Annotated in this window: 19 protein-coding genes; 4 read left to right on the top strand and 15 right to left on the bottom strand. The window is 53.3% G+C overall.

The annotated features are described in order from the left end of the window. Nucleotides 1-111: 111 nt before the first annotated feature. From PCAR_RS08265 to PCAR_RS08255, 3 genes are all read right to left on the bottom strand, one after another. Nucleotides 112-651, bottom strand: coding sequence for an REP-associated tyrosine transposase (locus PCAR_RS08265; RefSeq protein ID WP_011341202.1), 540 nt, complete (start codon nt 649-651; stop codon nt 112-114). 175 nt (nt 652-826) lie between these two features. Then, nucleotides 827-1153, bottom strand: a complete 327-nt coding sequence (locus PCAR_RS08260) for a hypothetical protein (protein WP_011341201.1) — start codon at nt 1151-1153, stop codon at nt 827-829. A 49-nt stretch (nt 1154-1202) separates the two neighbouring features. Beyond that, the gene (locus PCAR_RS08255) at nt 1203-2009 is read right to left on the bottom strand and encodes a nitrate/sulfite reductase (RefSeq protein WP_011341200.1); all 807 of its coding nucleotides are present in this window, start codon (nt 2007-2009) and stop codon (nt 1203-1205) included. 376 nt (nt 2010-2385) lie between these two features. Here PCAR_RS08255 and PCAR_RS08250 point away from each other — a divergent pair, with 376 nt between their 5' ends. Then, nucleotides 2386-2613: a hypothetical protein gene (locus PCAR_RS08250; protein WP_011341199.1), complete on the top strand. Its 228-nt coding sequence runs from the start codon at nt 2386-2388 to the stop codon at nt 2611-2613. A 412-nt stretch (nt 2614-3025) separates the two neighbouring features. On the opposite strand, the gene PCAR_RS08245 is transcribed toward PCAR_RS08250, so the two are convergent. The 12 genes from PCAR_RS08245 to bioB form a co-directional block, all read right to left on the bottom strand. Further along, entirely contained in the window at nt 3026-3598 is a 573-nt protein-coding gene (locus PCAR_RS08245; RefSeq protein WP_011341198.1) for an HD domain-containing protein, read from the bottom strand. 175 nt (nt 3599-3773) lie between these two features. After that, nucleotides 3774-4736 carry an HPP family protein gene (locus PCAR_RS08240; protein WP_011341197.1) on the bottom strand — a complete coding sequence of 321 codons (963 nt, stop codon included), beginning with the start codon at nt 4734-4736 and terminating at the stop codon, nt 3774-3776. Between the two features lie 101 nt (nt 4737-4837). Next, nucleotides 4838-5848 carry an NAD-dependent epimerase gene (locus tag PCAR_RS08235; protein ID WP_011341196.1) on the bottom strand — a complete coding sequence of 337 codons (1011 nt, stop codon included), beginning with the start codon at nt 5846-5848 and terminating at the stop codon, nt 4838-4840. A gap of 149 nt (nt 5849-5997) precedes the next feature. Further along, on the bottom strand, nt 5998-7335 hold the full coding sequence (locus tag PCAR_RS08230) for a UDP-glucose dehydrogenase family protein (protein WP_011341195.1): 1338 nt from the start codon (nt 7333-7335) through the stop codon (nt 5998-6000). Nucleotides 7336-7405: 70 nt separating this feature from the next. Further along, on the bottom strand, nt 7406-8176 hold the full coding sequence (locus PCAR_RS08225; protein WP_011341194.1) for a tyrosine-protein phosphatase: 771 nt from the start codon (nt 8174-8176) through the stop codon (nt 7406-7408). Between the two features lie 89 nt (nt 8177-8265). Beyond that, nucleotides 8266-10680: a polysaccharide biosynthesis tyrosine autokinase gene (locus PCAR_RS08220; RefSeq protein WP_011341193.1), complete on the bottom strand. Its 2415-nt coding sequence runs from the start codon at nt 10678-10680 to the stop codon at nt 8266-8268. Nucleotides 10681-10961: 281 nt separating this feature from the next. Continuing rightward, nucleotides 10962-12020, bottom strand: coding sequence for a polysaccharide biosynthesis/export family protein (locus PCAR_RS08215; protein WP_011341192.1), 1059 nt, complete (start codon nt 12018-12020; stop codon nt 10962-10964). Between the two features lie 548 nt (nt 12021-12568). Beyond that, nucleotides 12569-13774, bottom strand: coding sequence for a glycosyltransferase (locus PCAR_RS08210; protein ID WP_011341191.1), 1206 nt, complete (start codon nt 13772-13774; stop codon nt 12569-12571). Nucleotides 13775-14217: 443 nt separating this feature from the next. Beyond that, nucleotides 14218-14799: an isochorismatase family protein gene (locus tag PCAR_RS08205; RefSeq protein ID WP_011341190.1), complete on the bottom strand. Its 582-nt coding sequence runs from the start codon at nt 14797-14799 to the stop codon at nt 14218-14220. Between the two features lie 108 nt (nt 14800-14907). Beyond that, the gene (bioA, locus tag PCAR_RS08200) at nt 14908-16254 is read right to left on the bottom strand and encodes an adenosylmethionine--8-amino-7-oxononanoate transaminase (protein ID WP_011341189.1); all 1347 of its coding nucleotides are present in this window, start codon (nt 16252-16254) and stop codon (nt 14908-14910) included. Between the two features lie 43 nt (nt 16255-16297). Beyond that, nucleotides 16298-17032, bottom strand: coding sequence for a dethiobiotin synthase (bioD, locus tag PCAR_RS08195; RefSeq protein ID WP_011341188.1), 735 nt, complete (start codon nt 17030-17032; stop codon nt 16298-16300). After that, nucleotides 17019-18002: a biotin synthase BioB gene (gene bioB, locus PCAR_RS08190; protein WP_011341187.1), complete on the bottom strand. Its 984-nt coding sequence runs from the start codon at nt 18000-18002 to the stop codon at nt 17019-17021. Before bioB ends, bioD begins: the two co-directional genes overlap by 14 nt. A gap of 236 nt (nt 18003-18238) precedes the next feature. Here bioB and PCAR_RS08185 point away from each other — a divergent pair, with 236 nt between their 5' ends. The 3 genes from PCAR_RS08185 to PCAR_RS08175 all read left to right on the top strand — a co-directional run bounded on the left by PCAR_RS08185 (nt 18239) and on the right by PCAR_RS08175 (nt 20014). After that, complete coding sequence (locus PCAR_RS08185) at nt 18239-18805, top strand: helix-turn-helix domain-containing protein (protein WP_011341186.1); 567 nt, start codon at nt 18239-18241, stop codon at nt 18803-18805. 37 nt (nt 18806-18842) lie between these two features. Continuing rightward, entirely contained in the window at nt 18843-19409 is a 567-nt protein-coding gene (locus PCAR_RS08180; protein WP_011341185.1) for a helix-turn-helix domain-containing protein, read from the top strand. A gap of 326 nt (nt 19410-19735) precedes the next feature. Beyond that, the gene (locus PCAR_RS08175; protein ID WP_011341184.1) at nt 19736-20014 is read left to right on the top strand and encodes an HU family DNA-binding protein; all 279 of its coding nucleotides are present in this window, start codon (nt 19736-19738) and stop codon (nt 20012-20014) included. Nucleotides 20015-20019: the final 5 nt, after the last annotated feature.

The raw sequence follows: 20019 nt of genomic DNA, 5'->3' as shown, positions 1-20019 counted from the left end.
TCGTGCCTCACCACATCCTACCTATCATGCAAGCCTGCAAAGGTACAAAAGACAGTAGGATGCCGGTGAGCGAAGCGAACCGCATCGGACATTCTGTCAACAATTCAGAAATCAATCCCCTGCCTCGCCAACATCCAACATTCCTTCAGGCTCCGCTGCCCAATCCGGTGGGAAAAGTCCTCGCTTGACGCCATCATGAAAGCTTGAATAAGGCCAGTCTATCACCCGCGTTACCCAACCATGCTTCACCGGATTCCAATGGATATAATCAACATGTCGCCGATAATCCGGATCATCTCGAATAAAATGTTCCCAATAGCGACGCTGCCAAATACCCCGTTCACCTCTCTTCCCTCGGCTCTCCGACAGGTATTCCCCAGCGCCTATTTGGCGCGAAAAACCGGCCTTGATCAGACTCCACCGAGTTTTGTAATCGGAATCCCCCGGCGGGAGAGTCCAGATACAATGCAGGTGCTCCGGCAAAACAACGATGGCATCAATATGGAACGGATGATCGGCCTTCACCTTGCGAAAAACCTTCCGTAACAAATCGATCCGGTTCACAAGTATTCGATTGTTGCGACGCTCTGCACAATTGACGGTAAAGAAATAGCGTCCTCCAGCAACATAAGTACGCCGATAGTTTGCCACGTCCTCGCTCCCGACATTCCATCAATGATTCGATTCACCACCAGATTTTCGTTAATACCCGCAAAATGCGATGGGGAAAAAGTAGGATGCCGGTGAGCGAAGCGAACCGCATCAAACAACCCAGCTCGCATACCACGGATCGATGCGGTTCGCAGGCTCACCACATCCTACGGGGCTACAACGAATGGAGAAACTCGTAATACTCCTGCAAAGAACGCAAGGCCTCCACAGTGATCAGGTAAAAAACCCAACTGAGCAGAAGGATACCGATGGTGATGCCGATTTTCCAGGCCAAAGCCAATTTGGGCCGCCACCATATCAAAGGTAGCGCCAGCGGGCCGACGCAGCCGAGGGCTATCACGATGGTGGAGGTCCGGAAATACCAGGGCATCTCTGCAGCTGCCAGGCGCGGGTTTTTGGAGGCATCCAAAAACTCGCCGCAGTGCTTGCATTTGATGGCTGCGTCCTGGATTTCTTCGGCGCAGAAGGGACACTTTTTCATGGATCAGCTCCCGTGAAATGAGAAAGTTTTCGCCGAGTCTTCGGTTTCGCTATTCAACCGGGCCAATGGCCTCCCCCTGCTCCATGGCCAGGCGGGCCTGCTTCGCCTCGGCGGCGAGATCGTCGTAGGGTTGATCGAGGTACTGTTCCATCTCGCTTTTAAAGGTTTCGAAACCGAGGCGATCGATAGTTTTAAAGAGTCGTTCGTTAGGCTGAGCCTGTTCCCGGTAAGCGCGCAACATGGCCGCCAGATACTTGGGCACCTCGTCGGTGGAGATCGACAGGGAAATCATCTGGGCAACGACGGGAGCCAGGCCCATCTTGCCCCCGATATAGACCCGCCAACCTTTGGAAGTGGCGTGAATGCCGAAATCGCTGAGCCGGGTATTGGCGCAACAGTTGGCACACCCCGACACACTGATCTTAATCTTCACCGGCATGGGAAGGCACCGAAAGGTATCTTCCAGATAAGTGACCAGGGAAAAGGTGCGTTGCAGGCCAAAGGGAGAAAAATCCGCGCCGGGACAGCACTTGGCGTGGTAAACGTCGTGCCCCACGGAGCGGATCTGAAAACCGGCCTCCAGAACCGCCTGGCGGGCCGGGTAATAGTTTTGCCTGGAAATCCCCAGGAGGATGATACTCTGCGCTGTGGAAAGGTGGCTGACACTTGCGTACCGCTCGACGATATCGGCCAGACTGTGTAGCTGCTGCGCGGTGAAACAGGCCGTGGGCACTCCGACGATCAATGCAAAACCGCCATCACGTTGTTTTCCGAGGCAACGATGCCCCGGCTTTTTTTTGCGTTCCACGGTGGCTTTACGAAGTTCGACGTCGAGTTCAGCTGAAGTATCCATCATCTTGTTACTGTCCTTTTGTTTTCAAGAGGGCCAATGCCGGCCAAAATCCTATATTAATCCCTATCTCACGCAAAGTTACTTTTTTGCATTTGGAAAAGGTCAACGGCAAATCTAAGTCAAAACCTTTATCTCACGCAAAGCCGCTAAGAGAAGCAAATCCCAGTTATTGTTTTCCTTTGCGGCTTTGCGGCTTGAGTGAGCGCAGCGAACGGGCGTGAGAAGGCTTTGGGAGTTAGACCTCTGTTAGAAAACACCTACCTGCATTGCCAACCATACCACCCCCCTATCCAAAAGCATACTGTTTCTGTTATGGTAACAATTAAAGAAATTCTGGACGGGCACTTATGCTCAATTATGCATTAAGGAGAATAGACACGTGCTTGCAGAAGAGATGATTGCCATTGACTGCCCCTACTGCGGTGCAGCGATCTATCAGCCCCTGAGCTGGTTCAAAAAGACCTACTCCACCTGCCCCGCATGCGACCAGGGGCTGGCCGCCAGTCAGTTTGAAACCACCATCGCCCACCTGGAGCAGGCCATGGACGAAAATATCGAAGAGATGGTATATGGGAAACCGCAAGGCAGTTGCTGCGGCTATCATTGACACAACTCTATGGATACAGATCTCATAAATAAGCCGAACCGTGATGCACGGTTCGGCTTATTTCATGAAAATCGCTCCTGTTGACCTCACCCCTCCTCAGACCTCCGGAGATGCCGGCCCATCACTCAAACGGTTGTTCGTCCTGACAACCACTTGTGCCCTCCGGAACCCCTTCAGGCGACCCGCTCCAAGACGGGCTAGCTCACCGGAATCCTTACCGGGCACTTTTTTCAAGTGTTGGCGAACGCCATTTGCCGGTATCGGCACCCCAGAGGCACCACAACCCCTTCTTCCACCTATATTTTAGCATGGTTAGGGGGCGAACCGGCTTATTTTAAGACATGCTGGAAGAACCTCTTTAATGCGCACAAAGTCGGCAGATTCTCAATACCATGCCTCCCACAAAAAATCTTCACAGCTCTCCCAGAGCCGCTTCCGCCAGATTCCGGATTCTCTCTAGCATACGACCTTTGCGACTGATGCCGATGGAACCCGCGGCGTCCGCCTCGGCCACCCTGATCAAAAGCGGGAACAGGGGTTGCCGACAAAAGAGCAATTGCCGCTTGCTTAATCGGCTCCCGCGGATTTTGCCCCACCCAAAGTAAAAATGATGATGGCTGACCAGCCAGGCCACATCCGATGCAATATCGCCGCGGCCGAGCCGGTGCATGACGCTCAAAGCGATGGCGGCCCCGAATTCGGCATGCCCGCGAGCCCGCCACCGTCCACCCTCGAAACGGGTCATGGTGGCTTTACCCAGATCGTGAAACAATACCGCCCAGAACACACGCTCGTCGTCATCATCATCCACAACGTCCAGGGCCAGCAAAGTGTGGGACAACACATCGCCCTCGCCGTGATATTCCGGAGGTTGCGGCACATCTTGCAAAGCCAGTACTTCAGGCAACAAATCCGCCCATTCACCCCTGTCTTGCCACAGGGTCAATAGTCTACGGGCTTCGGCGGCTGTGGCTATCTGCTTCATGACTACTCCCGACAAAGGATTGCAGATACGGAAAAGCATGTCGCTGAAAAATGTCGACCTGACCATTCACGCAAAAACCGCGGTAGAGATACCTAGGAAGTATATCGGGGAATTGTCTGAAAAACATGAAGCAAAGGGCATTCTGCCAGAACTGAGTGGAGGGATTGATTCGACGTTAATTTTCCGCCATCAAATCGGGTTCCTGCGCAACTTCCCTGAAAAAATATATGCCCATAAATATAAAAAGGGAACTGCCCAACAACACATGCAGGGGATATTTCCAGAAATAAATTTCCGGCACCAGAACCGGTAGCAGAGCGATAGCCGCAACCGGCGGAAAAGATGCATTCATGACATAAAACAAACAGAAAACGGTACCGAGAGCCAGCCCCGAAAAAAGCCACAGCGGCCCGTGAAAAACGCCGGTAACCAGGTAAAACCACAGTACTCCCGTACTTGCGGCCAAAAACAGCAGCAGTACCGCTTTGGCAGGTGTGCTTCGTAAGGGCTGATCCGGTCTCGACAGTTCCACAAAGCCGACGATCAGGGGTGGGGCTATCATGAACATGAAGTTGGATTGCAAAGCCAGCGCCGAGATAATCAACACCCCCGCAAAAACCTTTCCCCAATAAGCAAGTCCCGAAACAAGACCGGTTTCCTTTTGGGCCAGCTCAAACATTTCCGACGGCTCTGTCAACCTCCCCTTTTCACCGAACTTATCCAGGCAAGTTTTGCCGAGCACGATAATCGCCATCAGGATGCCGACCGATACAGGATACAGCCAGCTGGTGGCATGGGTGATGATGGCCAAAATGGCGGCGGATATGGAAGGAAAAACCTCGGAGCGCAATAATTTCAATTGCAGAACCACGAGGATAAAGGCCATACCGATAAGAAAAATGGTCGGCAGCGGAACATATCGCAGCAACAAAACCCCGGTCAGCGCAGCCAATGTCGGCGACATCCAGACAGCCAGCAGGCTCCCCCGCCAGGGCGGTTTCTCCATGATCCAGAATCCCAAGGCAAGGGCCGCAATCTCCGGAAAAAGTATTTCTTTTTCCGCGGATATATCAACCAGGGCGAACAGGACCATGATCAGCGCCATTGTAACGATTCGTGTCCAAACCTTTAATGGCATCCTTTGAAATCCTTTCAATCGGAAAGTCCGTTATTTCCGGTTCGACCAGCGCAACGCACCTATCTTCGTAAAAATCGTAACCTCCACAGCACATGCTGCCATCATATCTGAAAATAGTCCCTGTACCACTGCACAAACTTTGCGACCCCATCCTCGATGCTGGTGGAAGGTTTGAATCCGACATCCCGGGTCAGGTCATCGACATCGGCGTAAGTGGCTGGAACGTCGCCCGGCTGCATGGGCAACAGATTTTTTTCAGCGGTTTTCCCGAGGGCTTTTTCCAGAGTCTGGATCAGCGCAAGCAATTCGACGGGATTGTTATTGCCGATATTGTACAAACGGTAAGGTGCGCTGCTGGTGCCAGGATCGGGATGGTCCCCACTCCAATCGGGGTTGCTGAAGGCGGTATGATCGAGGGTACGCACCACGCCTTCGACGATATCGTCGATATAGGTAAAATCGCGCTGCATCTTGCCGTAATTGAAAACGTCGATCGGACGGCCTTCGAGAATCGCCTTGCTGAAAAGAAACAGGGCCATATCAGGACGTCCCCACGGGCCGTACACGGTGAAAAACCGCAACCCGGTTACCGGCAGACGGTACAGATGGGCATAGGTGTGGGCCATCAGTTCGTTGGCTTTTTTGGAGGCGGCGTAAAGCGAAACCGGGTGATCGACATTGTGATGGATGGAAAACGGCATGCTGGTATTGGCGCCGTACACCGAGGAAGATGAAGCGTAGACCAGGTGTTTCACATCGTTATGACGGCAGCCTTCGAGAATATTTACAAAACCGACCAGATTGCTGTCGACGTAAGCATGAGGATTTTTAAGGGAATAGCGCACCCCCGCCTGCGCCGCCAGATTGACCACCCGATCGAACTTTTCCTCACGAAACAGCCTCGCTATCCCTTCACGATCAGCCAGGTCGCATTTGATAAAACGGAAGCGGCTCAAACCTTCGAGCTGGGCCAAACGGGCCTGCTTAAGGCTGACGTCGTAGTAATCATTGAGATTGTCCAGACCGACGACATCGTCACCCCGCTCGAGAAGTACCTTCGCCAGGTGAAAACCGATAAAACCGGCAGCGCCCGTCACTAAAATTTTCGCCATAAAAAACTCCCCAACATAAAACTGTCCGCGCCTGCTCGTGATCCAGTGCCGACAGGTCTAAAAAAAGAGGGACAAGGCATTCCCGCGGCAGGCAGAATTCACACCTTGTCCCTGAAGACTATAGAACATGCTTACGGATACTTCAATCCTTAGCTTTTTCGACCGATCCCCACATACTCGAATCCGGCCTGTTTGGCACTTTGCGGTTCGTACTGATTGCGGCCGTCGAAGATCACGGGTTGTTTCATAAGCTTGTGCATGGCATGGAAATCGGGAGTGCGAAAGGGTTTCCACTCGGTAACCAGAACCATGGCATCAACATCCTGCAGAGCATCGTACTGATGGGTGGCCAGGATCAAATCACCGTTATCGAACCAGGCCTTGGGCAACTGTTGGCGAGCGGCTTCCATGGCCACGGGATCATAAGCACGCACCCTGGCACCGGCGCCGATGAGTTCATGCAACAGCACCACGGCGGGGGCTTCGCGCAGATCGTCGGTGCCCGGTTTAAATGCCAGCCCCCACATACCGAAGGTCAGACCGCTGAGATCCTCGCCAAAACGCTCCCGGATCTTAAGATAGAGGACACGGCGCTGATGCTGGTTACGCTCTTCCACGGAGCGCAGGACTTTCGGCTCGAATTTACAGCTTTCCGCCAGATGGATAATGGCCTTGACGTCCTTGGGAAAACAGGAGCCGCCGTATCCGCAGCCAGGGTAAATGAAAGAATACCCGATGCGTGAGTCGGAGCCGATACCTAGACGGACATTCTCGACATCGACATGGAGCATATCGCAAAGGCCGGCGATTTCATTAATAAAGGAAATCTTGGTCGCCAACATGGCATTGGCGGCATATTTGGTCATTTCGGCATCCCGTACCCCCATGTACAGGGTGCGATCCCGGTTCATGTTGAAGGGAGCGTAAAGCTGGCGCATGATATCGCGGGCGGGGTCGCTGTCGGTACCGACGATGATCCGGTCGGGACGCATGAAATCCTCAATGGCAGCCCCCTCCTTGAGAAACTCGGGATTACTGACCACATCGAAAGGGATAGTTTCGCCGCGCTGAGCCAGTTCTGTTTCGATAACGTCACGAACCTTTTCAGCGGTACCCACCGGGACCGTCGATTTATCGACCACCACGCTGTAATCCCGCATATGTTCACCAATTTCACGCGCAACTCCCAGCACCTGACTCAGATCGGCACTGCCGTCACCATTGGATGGAGTACCCACGGCGATAAAATAAACATGGGAATCAGCCATAGCCTCGGCAAGCGAAGTGGTAAACCGTAACCGCCCTTCCTTGACATTGTTTTTGACCAGATCGTCCAAACCAGGCTCAAAAATCGGTATCTGCCCCTGCTTAAGCTGGGCGACCTTGGCGGGATCGGTATCGACACACGTGACGGTGTTTCCCATTTCAGCAAAACAGGTTCCGGTTACAAGCCCGACATAACCGGTTCCGATAACAGTCAGATTCATCGTTGGTCCTCATTTGAAGTTGATGGTCGGTGGTATTTATACAAGGGACAAAAATTAAATTCGCAGGTCATTAAAGATCGGCATTTGCAGACTGGGGCGCAGGTAATTGGGATTGGGCTGCAGCAAGCCTGTCCAGCCCTTTGGCCAGGTTGCGATTCAACGATCGGACATTATGCCCGTCGCTACCGAAGAAATCGTATAGACCTGCACCAAGGTGCGCATGCGCCTGTTGAGCAACCTCGGGGCCATACCAACCGGAAAAGCTGGTGATATTCCCCTGGAATCGACAGCCCATATGTATCAGGGTCTGCAACAAACTGTCTTTCGCTGATGATTCGGGTGAGGTTTTAGGACGCATCGGCCAAATCCTGGACAACCAACCTGGCACAATGGATTTTTTGACGACATCCGCCTGATCAAAAAGGGTGCACCGCTCCGGGTGGGCCATAACCGGCACCCACTTGCGTCGCGTCAATTGAAACAGAGCGTCTTTGAGAAACTCGGGATGGGTCTGTTGCGCGGCTTCGACAAGAACCAACCGGCTGTCGCCAAGAGGTTGCAGCGAATCCAGATTCCGGAGAAACATCTCATCGAGGTAATATTCCATACCCGGATGGAGTATAAGGGGGATGCGATGTTGACGAAACGCTTCCTGCAGGGCTGCAGTAAGCTGTTGAACATTCCGCGGAGTGTTGTCGTAAGCCCCATGCAGACAATGGGGGGTACAGTAAACTTCGGTGAATCCGGCCTCGGCAAGCAGCCGCCCCATGGCGAGAGAATCATCCAGGCATTTGGAGCCGTCGTCAATACCTGGCAACAAATGGCAATGCCAGTCGATCATAGTATCCCTTCCCTGGGAACCATCGTGAAAAAATACTGGCAACCAGCTCAAAAATCCAGCTGGTTGCCAGTGAATTGTTTTTTGGGAAATCAGTCCTTGTCGGTCCAACGGGTCAGCAGCTTGCCGACCATGCCCATCTTTTCCTCGGGCTGCTCCTGCTGATAGTAGCCGTAACCGTAGCCGTAACCGTAACCGTAGCGGCCATAGGTTCCGTATCGGCCATAACTGCCGTAGTACCCCTGACCTTCCTGGTTTTTATCGTTGAGCACAAACCCTACCAAAGGAGCCTTGATGCTGTCCATGATTTCCTTAACCCGGCGGGCGGCCTTGATGGAAACCCCGCCGACCTGAAGAACCCAGACGACCTGTTCAGCCAGAGAGGTCAGAATCGTTGCGTCGGTAACCGCCAACACCGGCGGCGCATCGAGAAGAATAACGTCGTACTGGCCGCGTAACTGATCCACCAAGGCTCGCATTTTATCGGACTCGAGCAACTCGGCAGGATTGGGAGGAACCGCCCCGGACGGCAGGAAATCGAGTTGAAACAGCCCCGTTGGCTTAATAACGTCTTCGGCCTTGGCATCGCCCACCAGAACTTCGGTCAACCCGCTGGCATCCTTGCCGCCGAACATATCCTGCAAAGTCGGTTTCCGCAGGTCGCATCCGACAAGCAACACCCGGTTACCGGTCTGTGCCAGAGTAACGGCCAGGTTACCGGAAATGGTGGTTTTACCTTCGGAAGGAAAGGCGCTGGTCACCAGCAAAACTTTCTTGTCACGACCGAGCGAGGAGAAATGCAATGCCGTACGCAAGCTGCGGAACGCCTCGGCGGCGGCCGATTTGGGTTTGAACTGAGCGATAAGAACCCGACGGCTGCTATTGCTGTCGACAAGGGCTTGAGTATCCTTGCCCTGACGATCGAACCCGATATAGGGGATCACGGACAGCAACGGCAGGCCTACTTCCCGCTTGGCCAGTTCCCCATCCTTGATGGAATCGTCCAGATACTCCAGCAAAAAGGCCAGACCAATACCGGCCATGCAGCCAACGATGAGGCCAAGCAGCAGGTTTTTGGCTTTTTGCGGTTTAACCGGATGATCCGGCACAATGGCGGGATCGATAATATTGACGCTGCTGATGGTCGCGGCCCTCGCGAGGCGGGCCTCTTCATGTTTTTGCAGCAAAAAGGTGTAGATTTCAGCATTGACGTTAGAGCGCCGGGTCAACCGCGCAAGGTCGCGTTCAGCGGCAGGCAGTTTGCGGACCCGGGCTTCGTAGCGTTGCAGGTCGCGCCGCACCGTCTCGGATTGTTTACTCAAGCCGGATAAAAGCTGCTGGTAGGTGGACAGCATTTTCTCCTGAACCTGATAAATCTGTCCCTGCACGGCACGCACCTCGGGATGCATCTCCGTCATATCGACCAGCAGACGGCGTTTTTCCACTTCCAGCGTTGCCAGTTTCTCGGCCATGGATGCAACCACGGGGTCTTCCATCAAAACTGCCGGCACGTAACTTTTTTTCTCGGCCATGGCCTTTTGCAACGATTCGACGGCAAACCGGGCTTGGCGGCGGAAAAGCTCGACACTGGCCAGTTCCTTTTCCTTGCCGGTCAGAAGCCCGAGCAGACTGGTCGCTTCAGTGCCCATCTCAACCACGCCCGAATCGCTTTTGTAGGCTGCCAACTGCTCTTCGGCTCCGTCGAGATTCGAACGCACCGACTGGAGTTGACGCTCGATAAATTCAACGGACTTATTGGCCTCTTCGGATTTAAAAAGGATATTCCGCTCCAGATAGACATTGGCCAGGGTATTTACAACCTGGCTGGACAGGGCGGGGTCGCAGTTGCGATAGGCAACCTGAATAATATTGGTCCCCTTCCCGACTTCAGAAGCTTTGATCCCTTCTCTCAGGCTCTGTACCTGAGCATTGAACGGCAAGGCGGTGAGTTCTATTTCCTGACCTTTTTCACCCTGCAGATCATCGATAAGCAACCGTATCCCTTTGGCTTTGAACAGATGTCCGGGCCGCCCTTCCCCCAGCAACCTGCCGTCGGCATCACTGACCCGGAAGCGCTGATTGGTAACCAGTTTAATCGTATAGCTGGGATCTTCGGCGGTCGATTCGAAATCCAGCAAAGCAAATTTGAGATCGTCGGCTGATTCTTCAGTCCCCCAATCGAGGTGCAAACGTCGAACGACCTCTTCGATATTCGTCCGGGAGCGCAAAATCTCGATCTCCGTTTCGATCGGGTTTTCGCGGCTCAAACCGAGGTCATCAAGCACCCCGTTGCCCGAAACCTTATCGTCCCGGACGTGCAAGGTCGCCTTGGCCTCAAATACCGGGCTGACCCAGAAGGTATACAACGCCACACTGACAAAAATGACACAAAAGGCAATGATCGCGGCCCGGCGCCGACGAAAAAGCACATTGATATAATCCTGGAGATGAACCTCTTCTTCCTCCAGGTAAGAGTAGCTGTTGTACTCGTTTGAATTTTCCATCATCTTATCCTACTAAATTTAAGGTGATACGAGAGGGAACAATATCCCCTGGCTATAGGGATTTCAGAAAAACATATCCCTTTAAATATTCAGGCCAAAGCCTCTTGGTAATACATGACGGGTATGTGCCAGCTTAAAATCTCAGCACCAGGATCATCGCCAAGCTCATTTCAACTCCCGACACCAATGCCCGCAAGACCGCATTCTACTGGCATGAGGAATGCTGAAATTTTGTAGCCCGAAAAAAAACTGTTACAAGTCAAACGAGCAAATTCTATGCCTCATCAATCACGAGTCAGCACTTTAACCTGCACAAAAGGCTGCAACAAAGAGCTGATGGCCTGCAGGGAAGGCAGAATTTCCTGGATCGCCAGGTTCCACGATCCGAGCCCGTTGCGAGGCACGTAAATAACATCGCCCTCCATCAGAGGAAAGGGAAGCGCTTCGCCCTGCATAATTTTGGTCAAATCCATGACCAGCAACTCACCGCGTGTCGGCGACAGCGAACGGATGATACGAACGTGGGTCGGACGTGCACTTCCTTCGTTGAGTTCAGCACTGGAGAGTGCCTGTGCCAGGGTCAAGCGCCCGTTGGGCATGACAATGGGACCCGCTTTGTCGACCGCACCGAAAACAAAAACATTCTGATTTTTATCGTCCGGCACAAAAATGACATCGTTGGCGGTCAACCAGGTATTTTGCGATTGGTCCCCTTCCTGCAGCAATCGGTAGATATCAACCGGAATGGTTTTACCGTTGCGAATAATGCGGGCCGATCGCAGGTTTGCAATGTCCTTGAGACCATTACCGAGGGCCAGTCCTTCAATCAGACCGTAGGCACGGTCCATATAATAAGTACCCGGTGCATTGAACTGTCCCAGCAAATAAAGGGGCTTGCTGCGATATTCGGAAATCTCGACAACCACCCAGGGATCCTTGAGGTAGGTACGAAAAACTTCCTGTATATGGTCAGTAGCCTCCCCGATAGTCATGCCCTTGACGGAAACGCTACCGGCAAGGGGCAGATGAACCCTGCCAAGACCATCGACCCGACTACCGGACACCTTATTGGTGCCTCCGACCATGATGCCGGGGCTGCTGAGCTCGGGATGGCCTTTAACATTGACGTACAAGATATCGTTTGCACCGATGAGGTATTCAGTCTCAGGCTCTACAGCATCGTCGCCAAGCTGAAGCTCAACGGATTCTCTGTCCACAACTGCCGAGTACCGCTCGCCTTGAATCGGCAACACCGTTCCTGGGTCGAGATCGCTGAACGTGGCGCACCCCGCAGTCAGCAAAAGACACATCACAAAACCAATGAAAATCTTGAAGTCAGCCATGCAGTTCATACTCCCCCTTCTGACGACATTAAAATCGAACTGAAAACAGCCCCAAAACCAGCGAGCCACTAAAAATATGGACAATACGAGAGATTTAATTAAATAAATAATAAAGAAGCCTTGGCAATTCTATACCGAATGTCCCCCAAACGCAATCAAAGAAGTATTACTAAGTACACCTTGCAGCAGACTTAACTCCACTTGCACCCGGCACTTCCATGACGCATGGCGATCCGTGAAATCGAGTCGAGCATTAAGAGTGGGACCAGGCAAATATTCGGAGATACCATTTCACAGCGATTATCGACATAACATTCGGTCAAGTTTGCTGCGGACACTGCAGTTTTTGCAAACGGCGGTGTTTATGCAACATGCATACCCACGATTCAATCCCACCGTCTTCCGAATGCATGGTTAAAACACCACAGATACAAACCCGCCAATGATCGTCAGTAAACGGCCCTCAAACGCCAGCCATCGGGAATTTACCCCGCGGTGAGATTGCCGCCCCCGAAGGCACTTACCTCACAAGGGTCAAAACCATGACATCATTCCGGCGACACACCTTCCCCATAAGTGCGACCTTTCCATGCCCCACCTGCCCCACGAAGAAAACGTACAGCGGAATCAACAGTCATCAGGGTATACAGGCTTGCGGCGAGGGGCAAAAGCAGCGCTAAAGTTTTTCGCTGGTCGTACCATTGCACCATGGGGTAAAAAGTGCGGACCATGACAAACCAGGTCGCGACTCCGAGCGTCACCAAACCCAACCCGAGTTTGGCGCCCGACGGCAAGAGCAAGGCCCAACATCCCGCAATCAGGCAGACTGGCGCCGTCAGAAACACCAGCATCATTCCAAACACGGTTGCCAACAGCAATAACCATGAGTGGTGCAATTGCACAAATGCGGTGCGAACAACCATGCGCCAAACCGTAGCGAGATCGCGACAGGGACGGACACTTACCACCTCCCGAGTAAAGCCCAGCCAGATATTACCGCCATCTGGCCGACCGTGTCGTTTGATCAATCGGCCCAGGGAGCAATCATCGATGAGGGCCCCGGAGATAGCCTGCAACCCACCGGCGTGCTGCAGACTCCGTCGCTGCAGAAGAACACAACCGCCCGCAGCGCCGGCATATCGGCTGCGTTTATCGGCAACGCGCCTGAAGGGATAAAGCATGGCAAAAAAATAGACAAAAGCGGGAATCAGCAGGCGACTCCAGAATCCGCTTGCCTGCAATTTGGCCATAAGAGACACCAGGTCATAATCGCCCTGTCTCAACTGCGTTACAAGTCGGGACAAACTGTCCTTTTCATGAGCGATATCCGCATCGGTAAAAAGTACCAGCGGTGCGCAATCTTTTTCAGATGCACATAACCCTTGCTGAAGGGCCCACAGTTTACCGGTCCATCCTTCGGGCCTGGTCGCGGCCTCCGCCAAAATCAGCCGATCCCCGCAAGGAGACTCAGCAGCCAGCCTGGAAGCGACCAAAGACGTATCATCACAGCTATGGTCATCCACCAGGAAGACCCTCACCTCTCCGGGATAGTCCTGATTCAGTATCGTCGGCAGTGCAGAGGGCAGAATATCGGCCTCATTGCGGGCCGGGATCACAACATCCACCGCAGGCCAGGATGCGAAGCTGCCCGCTTGGGGGAGAAGGGGCGCTACACGCCAGAACCCACCATGCCAGAACCACAACACTATCCATATCAACAACGACAATACGCCGGCAACGGCCAAGATCAACACAAAAATCTCCTGGATAAATCTTTGTTACAACAACGAGTCCGTGCGGAGGATTCGCGCCGGGCTGCAACCGACCCTCGCGCCCATTCCTCCCAACAAGGCACCGAATATGGCACAATTCGGTGGAACAACTCAACCATGCAGATCCTGTGGCCTGAAAAATCCCGAACCCCAGAACCTTAAAGCATTAGATACGTTCCGCTTATTACAAAAAAAAGACCATAGCTTTGCGCCAATGGTCCCGCCCCACCGCATTTCCTATCGCTCACCCATGTTCAAGCCGACATGAAACTAACGTTTCTCACTTCAAAGAATATCCGCTACGTGCCCCATGGACACCCCTCCGCCAGACATAACCGTGCCTGGCCAGGCCACGCGCAAAACCTAGACTCTAGATCATATATGCATAGATAAACCATCGGTTTTCCGTTATTTTCACATGCCTCTCAATCATCAACCTCTTCAAGCAGATAAATATCTGCACCCTTCATGGCCGCGAGCGCAGCCTGGCCTCCTGCGGGCGTTACCGGACGGCATCCTTCGACAATAACCGCAACTTCAAATCCGGATCGAACGCCATCCAGAACCGTTTCCAGCACGCACACATCCAGGGCCAGCCCGGCGACCCACAGTCGATCAACTCCGTCCCGGCGCAATTTGTCTGCGAATCCGGTCTGGTCAAAAACTGATAGCTGATCCTGATCGAACCGCACTCCCTTGACAACCACAACCGATGCCGGCGCCAAAAAAAGGTCGGCGCAAAAATCGGCCCCCGGCGTATGCTGAACGCAATGCTTCGGCCAATCGCCGCCATGTGATTTAAAACTGGGGTGCCCTTCCGGATGCCAATCGCAGGAGTAATAAACCGGGAGATGCTTTTTCAAAGCAGCTTCGGCCCAGGCATTGATCACAGGCACGACTTTATCGCCTTCGGGGATAGGCAAGGCTCCCCCGGGGCAAAAATCCCGCTGCACGTCAACCACCAGCAGCCCGTCACCCATCTGCAGAAATTCCTCAGGATTGCGCATACACACCCCCTCTCATGTCAGAGTATGGATTGTTCAGGAAAACCCTGAAATAAAGGTACCTTCATTGCCGGCAGGAGTCCAGCTTTTACCGATGACACGGTGGGGCCCCTAGCTCCTCAACGCCACAATGGAACGAAAAGCGATATCGAGCAGTTCCTCGAGAGTGGCCTCATCAATGGTCAGGGGGGGCATAAAGTAGACGACGTTGCCCAAAGGACGCAGCAGCGCGCCCATCTGAAGCGCTTTTTGATAAACGCCATATCCTCGCCGCTGTTGCCAGGGATAAGGTGTTTTACGCTGTTTATCCTGAACCATTTCAACCGCAGCAACCATACCGCACCTGCGAAACTCGCCGACTTCTGGCATCCCTTCGAATTTTTGCGCAAATCTATCGAGCAAGGCCATTTTCGGTTTCAACCGCTCCAGAATGTGTTCTTCCTCAAAAATATTTAAAACCTCTACAGCCAGTGCACAGGCCAAGGCATTACCGGTATAGGAATGGGAATGCAGAAAAGCTTTCAGGGTAGAGTAATCGTCATAGAAAGCTTCGTACACGGCATCTCGGGTCAACACCACGGAAAGGGGCATGTAACCGCCGGTAATACCCTTGGAAAGACACAGAAAATCAGGGACCACACCGGCGTGCTCATTGGCGAACATACGCCCTGTTCGGCCAAACCCCACAGCGATTTCATCGGCAATATAATGCACTTTGCAGGCATCGCACAACTGGCGCAGCTTGCGCAGGTAAACCGGCGGATACACACGCATGCCGGCGGCGCCCTGTATAAGGGGCTCGATGATCACGGCTGCGATCTCGCCCTGGCGCTCGGTCACCAGACGCTCCAGATGTTCAAAACATTCGGCGTCACAGCTATCGCGGTGCTTGCCGTAGGGACACCGGTAACAATCAGGTCCCTGGGCTTGAAACGTATCGAGCAGGATAGGCTGGTATATGTCACGATAAAGATCGCAGCCGCCGACAGACAACGCTCCGACGGTTTCACCGTGGTAAGCCTCGCTGATCGATACGAAACGAACTTTTTCGGCATATCCGCTTTGCTGCCAGAACTGAAAGCTCATCTTCAAAGCCACTTCCACGGCGGCCGATCCGTTATCGGCAAAAAAAACCTTATTGAGATCCCCCGGTGCAAGGGCACACAACCGGCTGGCGAGTTCCACAGCGGGCTGATGGGTAAAACCGGCAAAAATATGGTGGGCTACGCGACCAGCCTGCTCCTGCAGGGCGCGGTTGAGTCGTGGATGGTTATGTCCGAAAAGGTTAACCCACCAGGATGAAACACCATCGATATAGCGCTTCCCATCCATATCGATGAGGTGGGCCCCCTCGCCTCGCGCTATGGGAATGGGCGGCAACGATTCATGATCTTTTTCCTGGGTACAGGGATGCCAGACATGCCGGCGGTCCAGGTTGAGTAATTCTTCTTTATTCAAGGAATTTGCCCTCCGTTGTCCATCGGTGCGCGGCTATTTTTCTTCAATCGTCTTTGACCGGCAAACCGAGTTCTCGCAATATCGGCCAAGCATCCATAAGGCTGGCCAGAGACGCCACCTTGTCGTGCGGAGATCCGGCCACCTGCGGCAACACGCCCCAACAAGGGACATCGGTCAAACGGGCTATCTCTTCTGCGGCATGACGTTCGGCAACGTCCGCCGCCGCTGGCACCCCGCTGACAACCCAGCCGGCTACCTGCAGACCTCGAGCTCTGGCCGACTCGAGAGTAAGGAGAGTATGATTGATGGTGCCGAGACCGGCTCGTGCCACGACCAGCAGAGGCCAACCGAGATCCCCTGCCAGATCCGCCACCAGTCGCTTGCCAGCCAAAGGCACCAGCAACCCGCCCGCCCCCTCGACCAGACTGAAATCGCTACGCGCATGCTTGCAGCGAATAACATCCAGCACATGGGACCAATCGATATGCACACCTTCGCGACGTGCCGCAAGGGAGGGAGCCAGTGGCTCTTTCAAGCGATAAGGACAGATAACGTCGTCAGCATCATCGGAACGAGATGCCCAGCGCAGCAACGCACCATCTTCACCGAGACACGACGGCTCGGGGATACCGCTTTCCAAAGGCTTGGTGACCCCGACCTTGCACCCCTTTCGAGCCAAAAGATAGGCCAGCGAGGCGCCGACCAGTGTTTTGCCGACGCCCGTATCGGTACCGGTAACAATCAGCCCGCCGATGTGAGCCAGTTCAGCAGCGTTCATAAGTCAGCCCCGCATCGGTGACCATACGCAGGTCATCGGATAATTGCCGGCCGGCAGTCGTAAGATAGTCCCCTACCATCATGCCGCTGGCCCCGGCCTGAAAAATCCACGATTGAAAATCCCCCAGGGTTACCCCCCGACCGCCGCATACGGTTATATGACGGTCAGGCATAAGATACCTGTAGAGCGCTATAATTTTCAAAGCCTCCATCGGTTCCAGGGGCGTAGCATCGGCCAGCGGCGTGCCGGCCACCGGATTAAGGAAGTTGATGGGCACGGAATCGATATCCAGCTCTCTCAAAGTCAAGCCCAACTCGAGACGCTGCTCGGGGGTTTCCCCCAACCCGAAAAGCCCGCCGCAACAGACTTTCATGCCTGCCGCTTTGGCCACCCGAACGGTCTCCAGATCCTGATCGTAATCGTGAGTGGTACAAATGTGTGGAAAATAGGAACGGGCTGTTTCCAGGTTGTGATGATAGGTCACGCATCCCGCATCGGCAAGCGCGCGCGCCGTCTCCTCATCAAGCAGGCCGAGGGAAGCCGAGGGGGCGATCCGGGTCGTCTCGCGAATCTCTCTGAGCGCCGCCAGAATGGATTCCAGCTCGGCTCCCGGCAGAACGCGCGCGCCGCTGGTCACGATACCGAAACAACGGGCTCCCCGGCTATCGGCACACTGCGCCTCTGCGACTATCTGTTCAGCCGTTTTAAGGGGAAATACCGGCGCACCGGTATGATAATGCGAAGACTGTGCACAAAACCGACAATCCTCCGAGCAATGCCCCGACTTGGCGTTGACAATCATGCACAAACCGACGCCATCGCCGCAATACGTTTCCCGCAACTGTTGTGCACCGGCCATCACCCACCCCAAAGAGGCGCCACCGGCCTGCAAAATCGACCGTCCTTCCGCTTCCGAAAGTCGCCCCCCCTGAATAATCCGATCAACGATTTTCACTATGTCGTTACGCATAAAATTATGACTCCGAAGAAAACTGCAACAGGTTCTCGAATCGTTACCCGCGGTGTTCTCCCATGGGTAACCTTTCGACTTGCATTATTCAAAACCAGCCCCCGATTGTCAACACATTACAAGCACCGGGTTGACAAATGAAAAGTACCTCTCAACAAAGTGAAACTGTTCCATTTTATTGACAAAATACTTGACCGGATGATAAAACTTTCGGATTCAATGGGAGGCAGGTATCTGTGATAAAAACACTCATCGGTAAAAAATTAAAAACCACACGCCTCGGCAAAGGATTGACGATCCAGGGTTTGACCAACCTTTCGGGCGTCTCAGCCAATATGATATCCCGCATCGAGCGCGGGCTTACAGTGCCTTCGGTAAAAATCCTGATGAAACTGGCCTCAGCCCTGGGTATGAGTATCGGCTACTTTGTCGAAGAAGCGGAAAAAAGCTCGACAGTCATCCTCACCAGAAAGGGACAAGGGGAGCCACTGTTCTTTTACAAAGACAAACAGCAGATCAGCAGCCTGACTCAGGGGCTGCAGGATCCAAGTTTCACCGTATTGCACGATACCCTGGAAAAAAACTGCAACAGCGGCGACGCCCCGATGGTTCACACGGGCGAGGAATTCGTCATGGTTTTAAAGGGACGTCTTGAATTTATCATTCAGGACGAAAAGTATATTCTCGAAAGCGGTGATTCCTTATCTTTCAAGGCATCGTTACCACACCTGTGGCGAAATCTTGAAAACGGCCCCACGGAAGTCCTCTGGGTCGTATCGCCCGCCCCCAATATCGCTCAGTAATTCGACGCCAGCAGGCGCCGCAACATGGGAGTTCGCTGTGCAGTTAAAGAATCTGATCGGCAAAAAGCTCAAAGCTATCCGCCTCAAAAACAACCTGACCATACAAGTCGTTTCGGAACGCGCACATGTCTCTGCCAACATGATCTCACGCATAGAGCGCGGCCTGACCACTCCTTCCGTGGAGATCCTGCTGCGCCTTGGTTCCGTTTTTGAAAAAAGCATCAATTACTTCGTTGAAGAAGTCGAGAACACGCATGAGATCGTCCATTCCAGACCTGGAGAAAGATCGTGTACGGTCTTCGACGATAATCAAAATTTACGCACCGAATCGTTTACCGCCGGGTTAAGAGATCCGCAATTCACCAGCTTTTACTGCGTGATCAAGCCCCATGGGACCAGCGGCGACGCTGACATGTTCCACCCCGGGGACGAATTGCTTTATGTTCTGAAGGGACGCCTGGAAATGACCGTTGCCGGAGAGACGTTTCTGATCGAGGAAGGTGAGAGCCTGTCCTTCAAATCCCACCTTCCCCACCGCTGGACCAACGTTAGCGAAACGGAAACCCATGTGATGTGGGTGCTTTCTCCTTTCACGACCCTGTGACAGACATTTTCCCCCGTAAGCGGTAGCGCGACTTGCCGGTTACGGCATGTTTCTTTTCTTTAACGGCTCACAAATTCTTTGTAAATCAACAGGAATTCAACGCCCGCATTCATAGCCTGACTGTCTATTAAATAAGTAAAACTTCCAACAGTTATTGACAGTTGGCGCATCCCCCGATATGTTTTCAGTGTATCAATCAAGACAGATCGGCCCTATTTGCATCAGCCACACCCGTGCACGACCCATACGGGCAATTTTCCTTTACCAAGGACCATGCGAGGCAACCTGCCTGCCGGTGTTGCCGCCACCATTGGAGGTGATGTGCAATGAACAAGTCGGAGTTAATTGATGCCCTGGCAGAAAAAAAAGGCCTGACTTACAAAAGAGCTGAAGAAATTGTGAATATCGTTCTCGATACCATGTCGGACACCCTGGTCGAAGGGGGGCGCATAGAAATTCGAGGATTCGGCAGCCTGGTGGTAAAGGATTATAAAGCCTACATCGGCCGCAACCCGAAAACCGGCGAAGAGATAGAGGTCAAACCCAAGAAACTGCCATTCTTCAAGGTGGGCAAGGAACTCAGGGAACGCATCAACAAAAGCTGAAGTCC

It is taken from the genome of Syntrophotalea carbinolica DSM 2380, assembly GCF_000012885.1.
GTDB classification, from domain to species: Bacteria; Desulfobacterota; Desulfuromonadia; order Desulfuromonadales; family Syntrophotaleaceae; genus Syntrophotalea; species Syntrophotalea carbinolica.
Note: the sequence above shows the minus strand (reverse complement) of the source record. Positions and strands in the feature narration are given on the sequence as shown.

Bases quoted from the DNA above. Each gene is read 5' to 3' on its own strand.
- PCAR_RS08260 (WP_011341201.1), bottom strand. From the start codon at position 1,153: ATGAAAAAGTGTCCCTTCTGCGCCGAAGAAATCCAGGACGCAGCCATC.
- PCAR_RS08255 (WP_011341200.1), bottom strand. From the start codon at position 2,009: ATGATGGATACTTCAGCTGAACTCGACGTCGAACTTCGTAAAGCCACC.
- PCAR_RS08245 (WP_011341198.1), bottom strand. From the start codon at position 3,598: ATGAAGCAGATAGCCACAGCCGCCGAAGCCCGTAGACTATTGACCCTG.
- PCAR_RS08240 (WP_011341197.1), bottom strand. From the start codon at position 4,736: ATGCCATTAAAGGTTTGGACACGAATCGTTACAATGGCGCTGATCATG.
- PCAR_RS08235 (WP_011341196.1), bottom strand. From the start codon at position 5,848: ATGGCGAAAATTTTAGTGACGGGCGCTGCCGGTTTTATCGGTTTTCAC.
- PCAR_RS08230 (WP_011341195.1), bottom strand. From the start codon at position 7,335: ATGAATCTGACTGTTATCGGAACCGGTTATGTCGGGCTTGTAACCGGA.
- PCAR_RS08225 (WP_011341194.1), bottom strand. From the start codon at position 8,176: ATGATCGACTGGCATTGCCATTTGTTGCCAGGTATTGACGACGGCTCC.
- PCAR_RS08220 (WP_011341193.1), bottom strand. From the start codon at position 10,680: ATGATGGAAAATTCAAACGAGTACAACAGCTACTCTTACCTGGAGGAA.
- PCAR_RS08215 (WP_011341192.1), bottom strand. From the start codon at position 12,020: ATGGCTGACTTCAAGATTTTCATTGGTTTTGTGATGTGTCTTTTGCTG.
- PCAR_RS08205 (WP_011341190.1), bottom strand. From the start codon at position 14,799: ATGCGCAATCCTGAGGAATTTCTGCAGATGGGTGACGGGCTGCTGGTG.
- bioD (WP_011341188.1), bottom strand. From the start codon at position 17,032: ATGAACGCTGCTGAACTGGCTCACATCGGCGGGCTGATTGTTACCGGT.
- bioB (WP_011341187.1), bottom strand. From the start codon at position 18,002: ATGCGTAACGACATAGTGAAAATCGTTGATCGGATTATTCAGGGGGGG.
- PCAR_RS08175 (WP_011341184.1), top strand. From the start codon at position 19,736: ATGAACAAGTCGGAGTTAATTGATGCCCTGGCAGAAAAAAAAGGCCTG.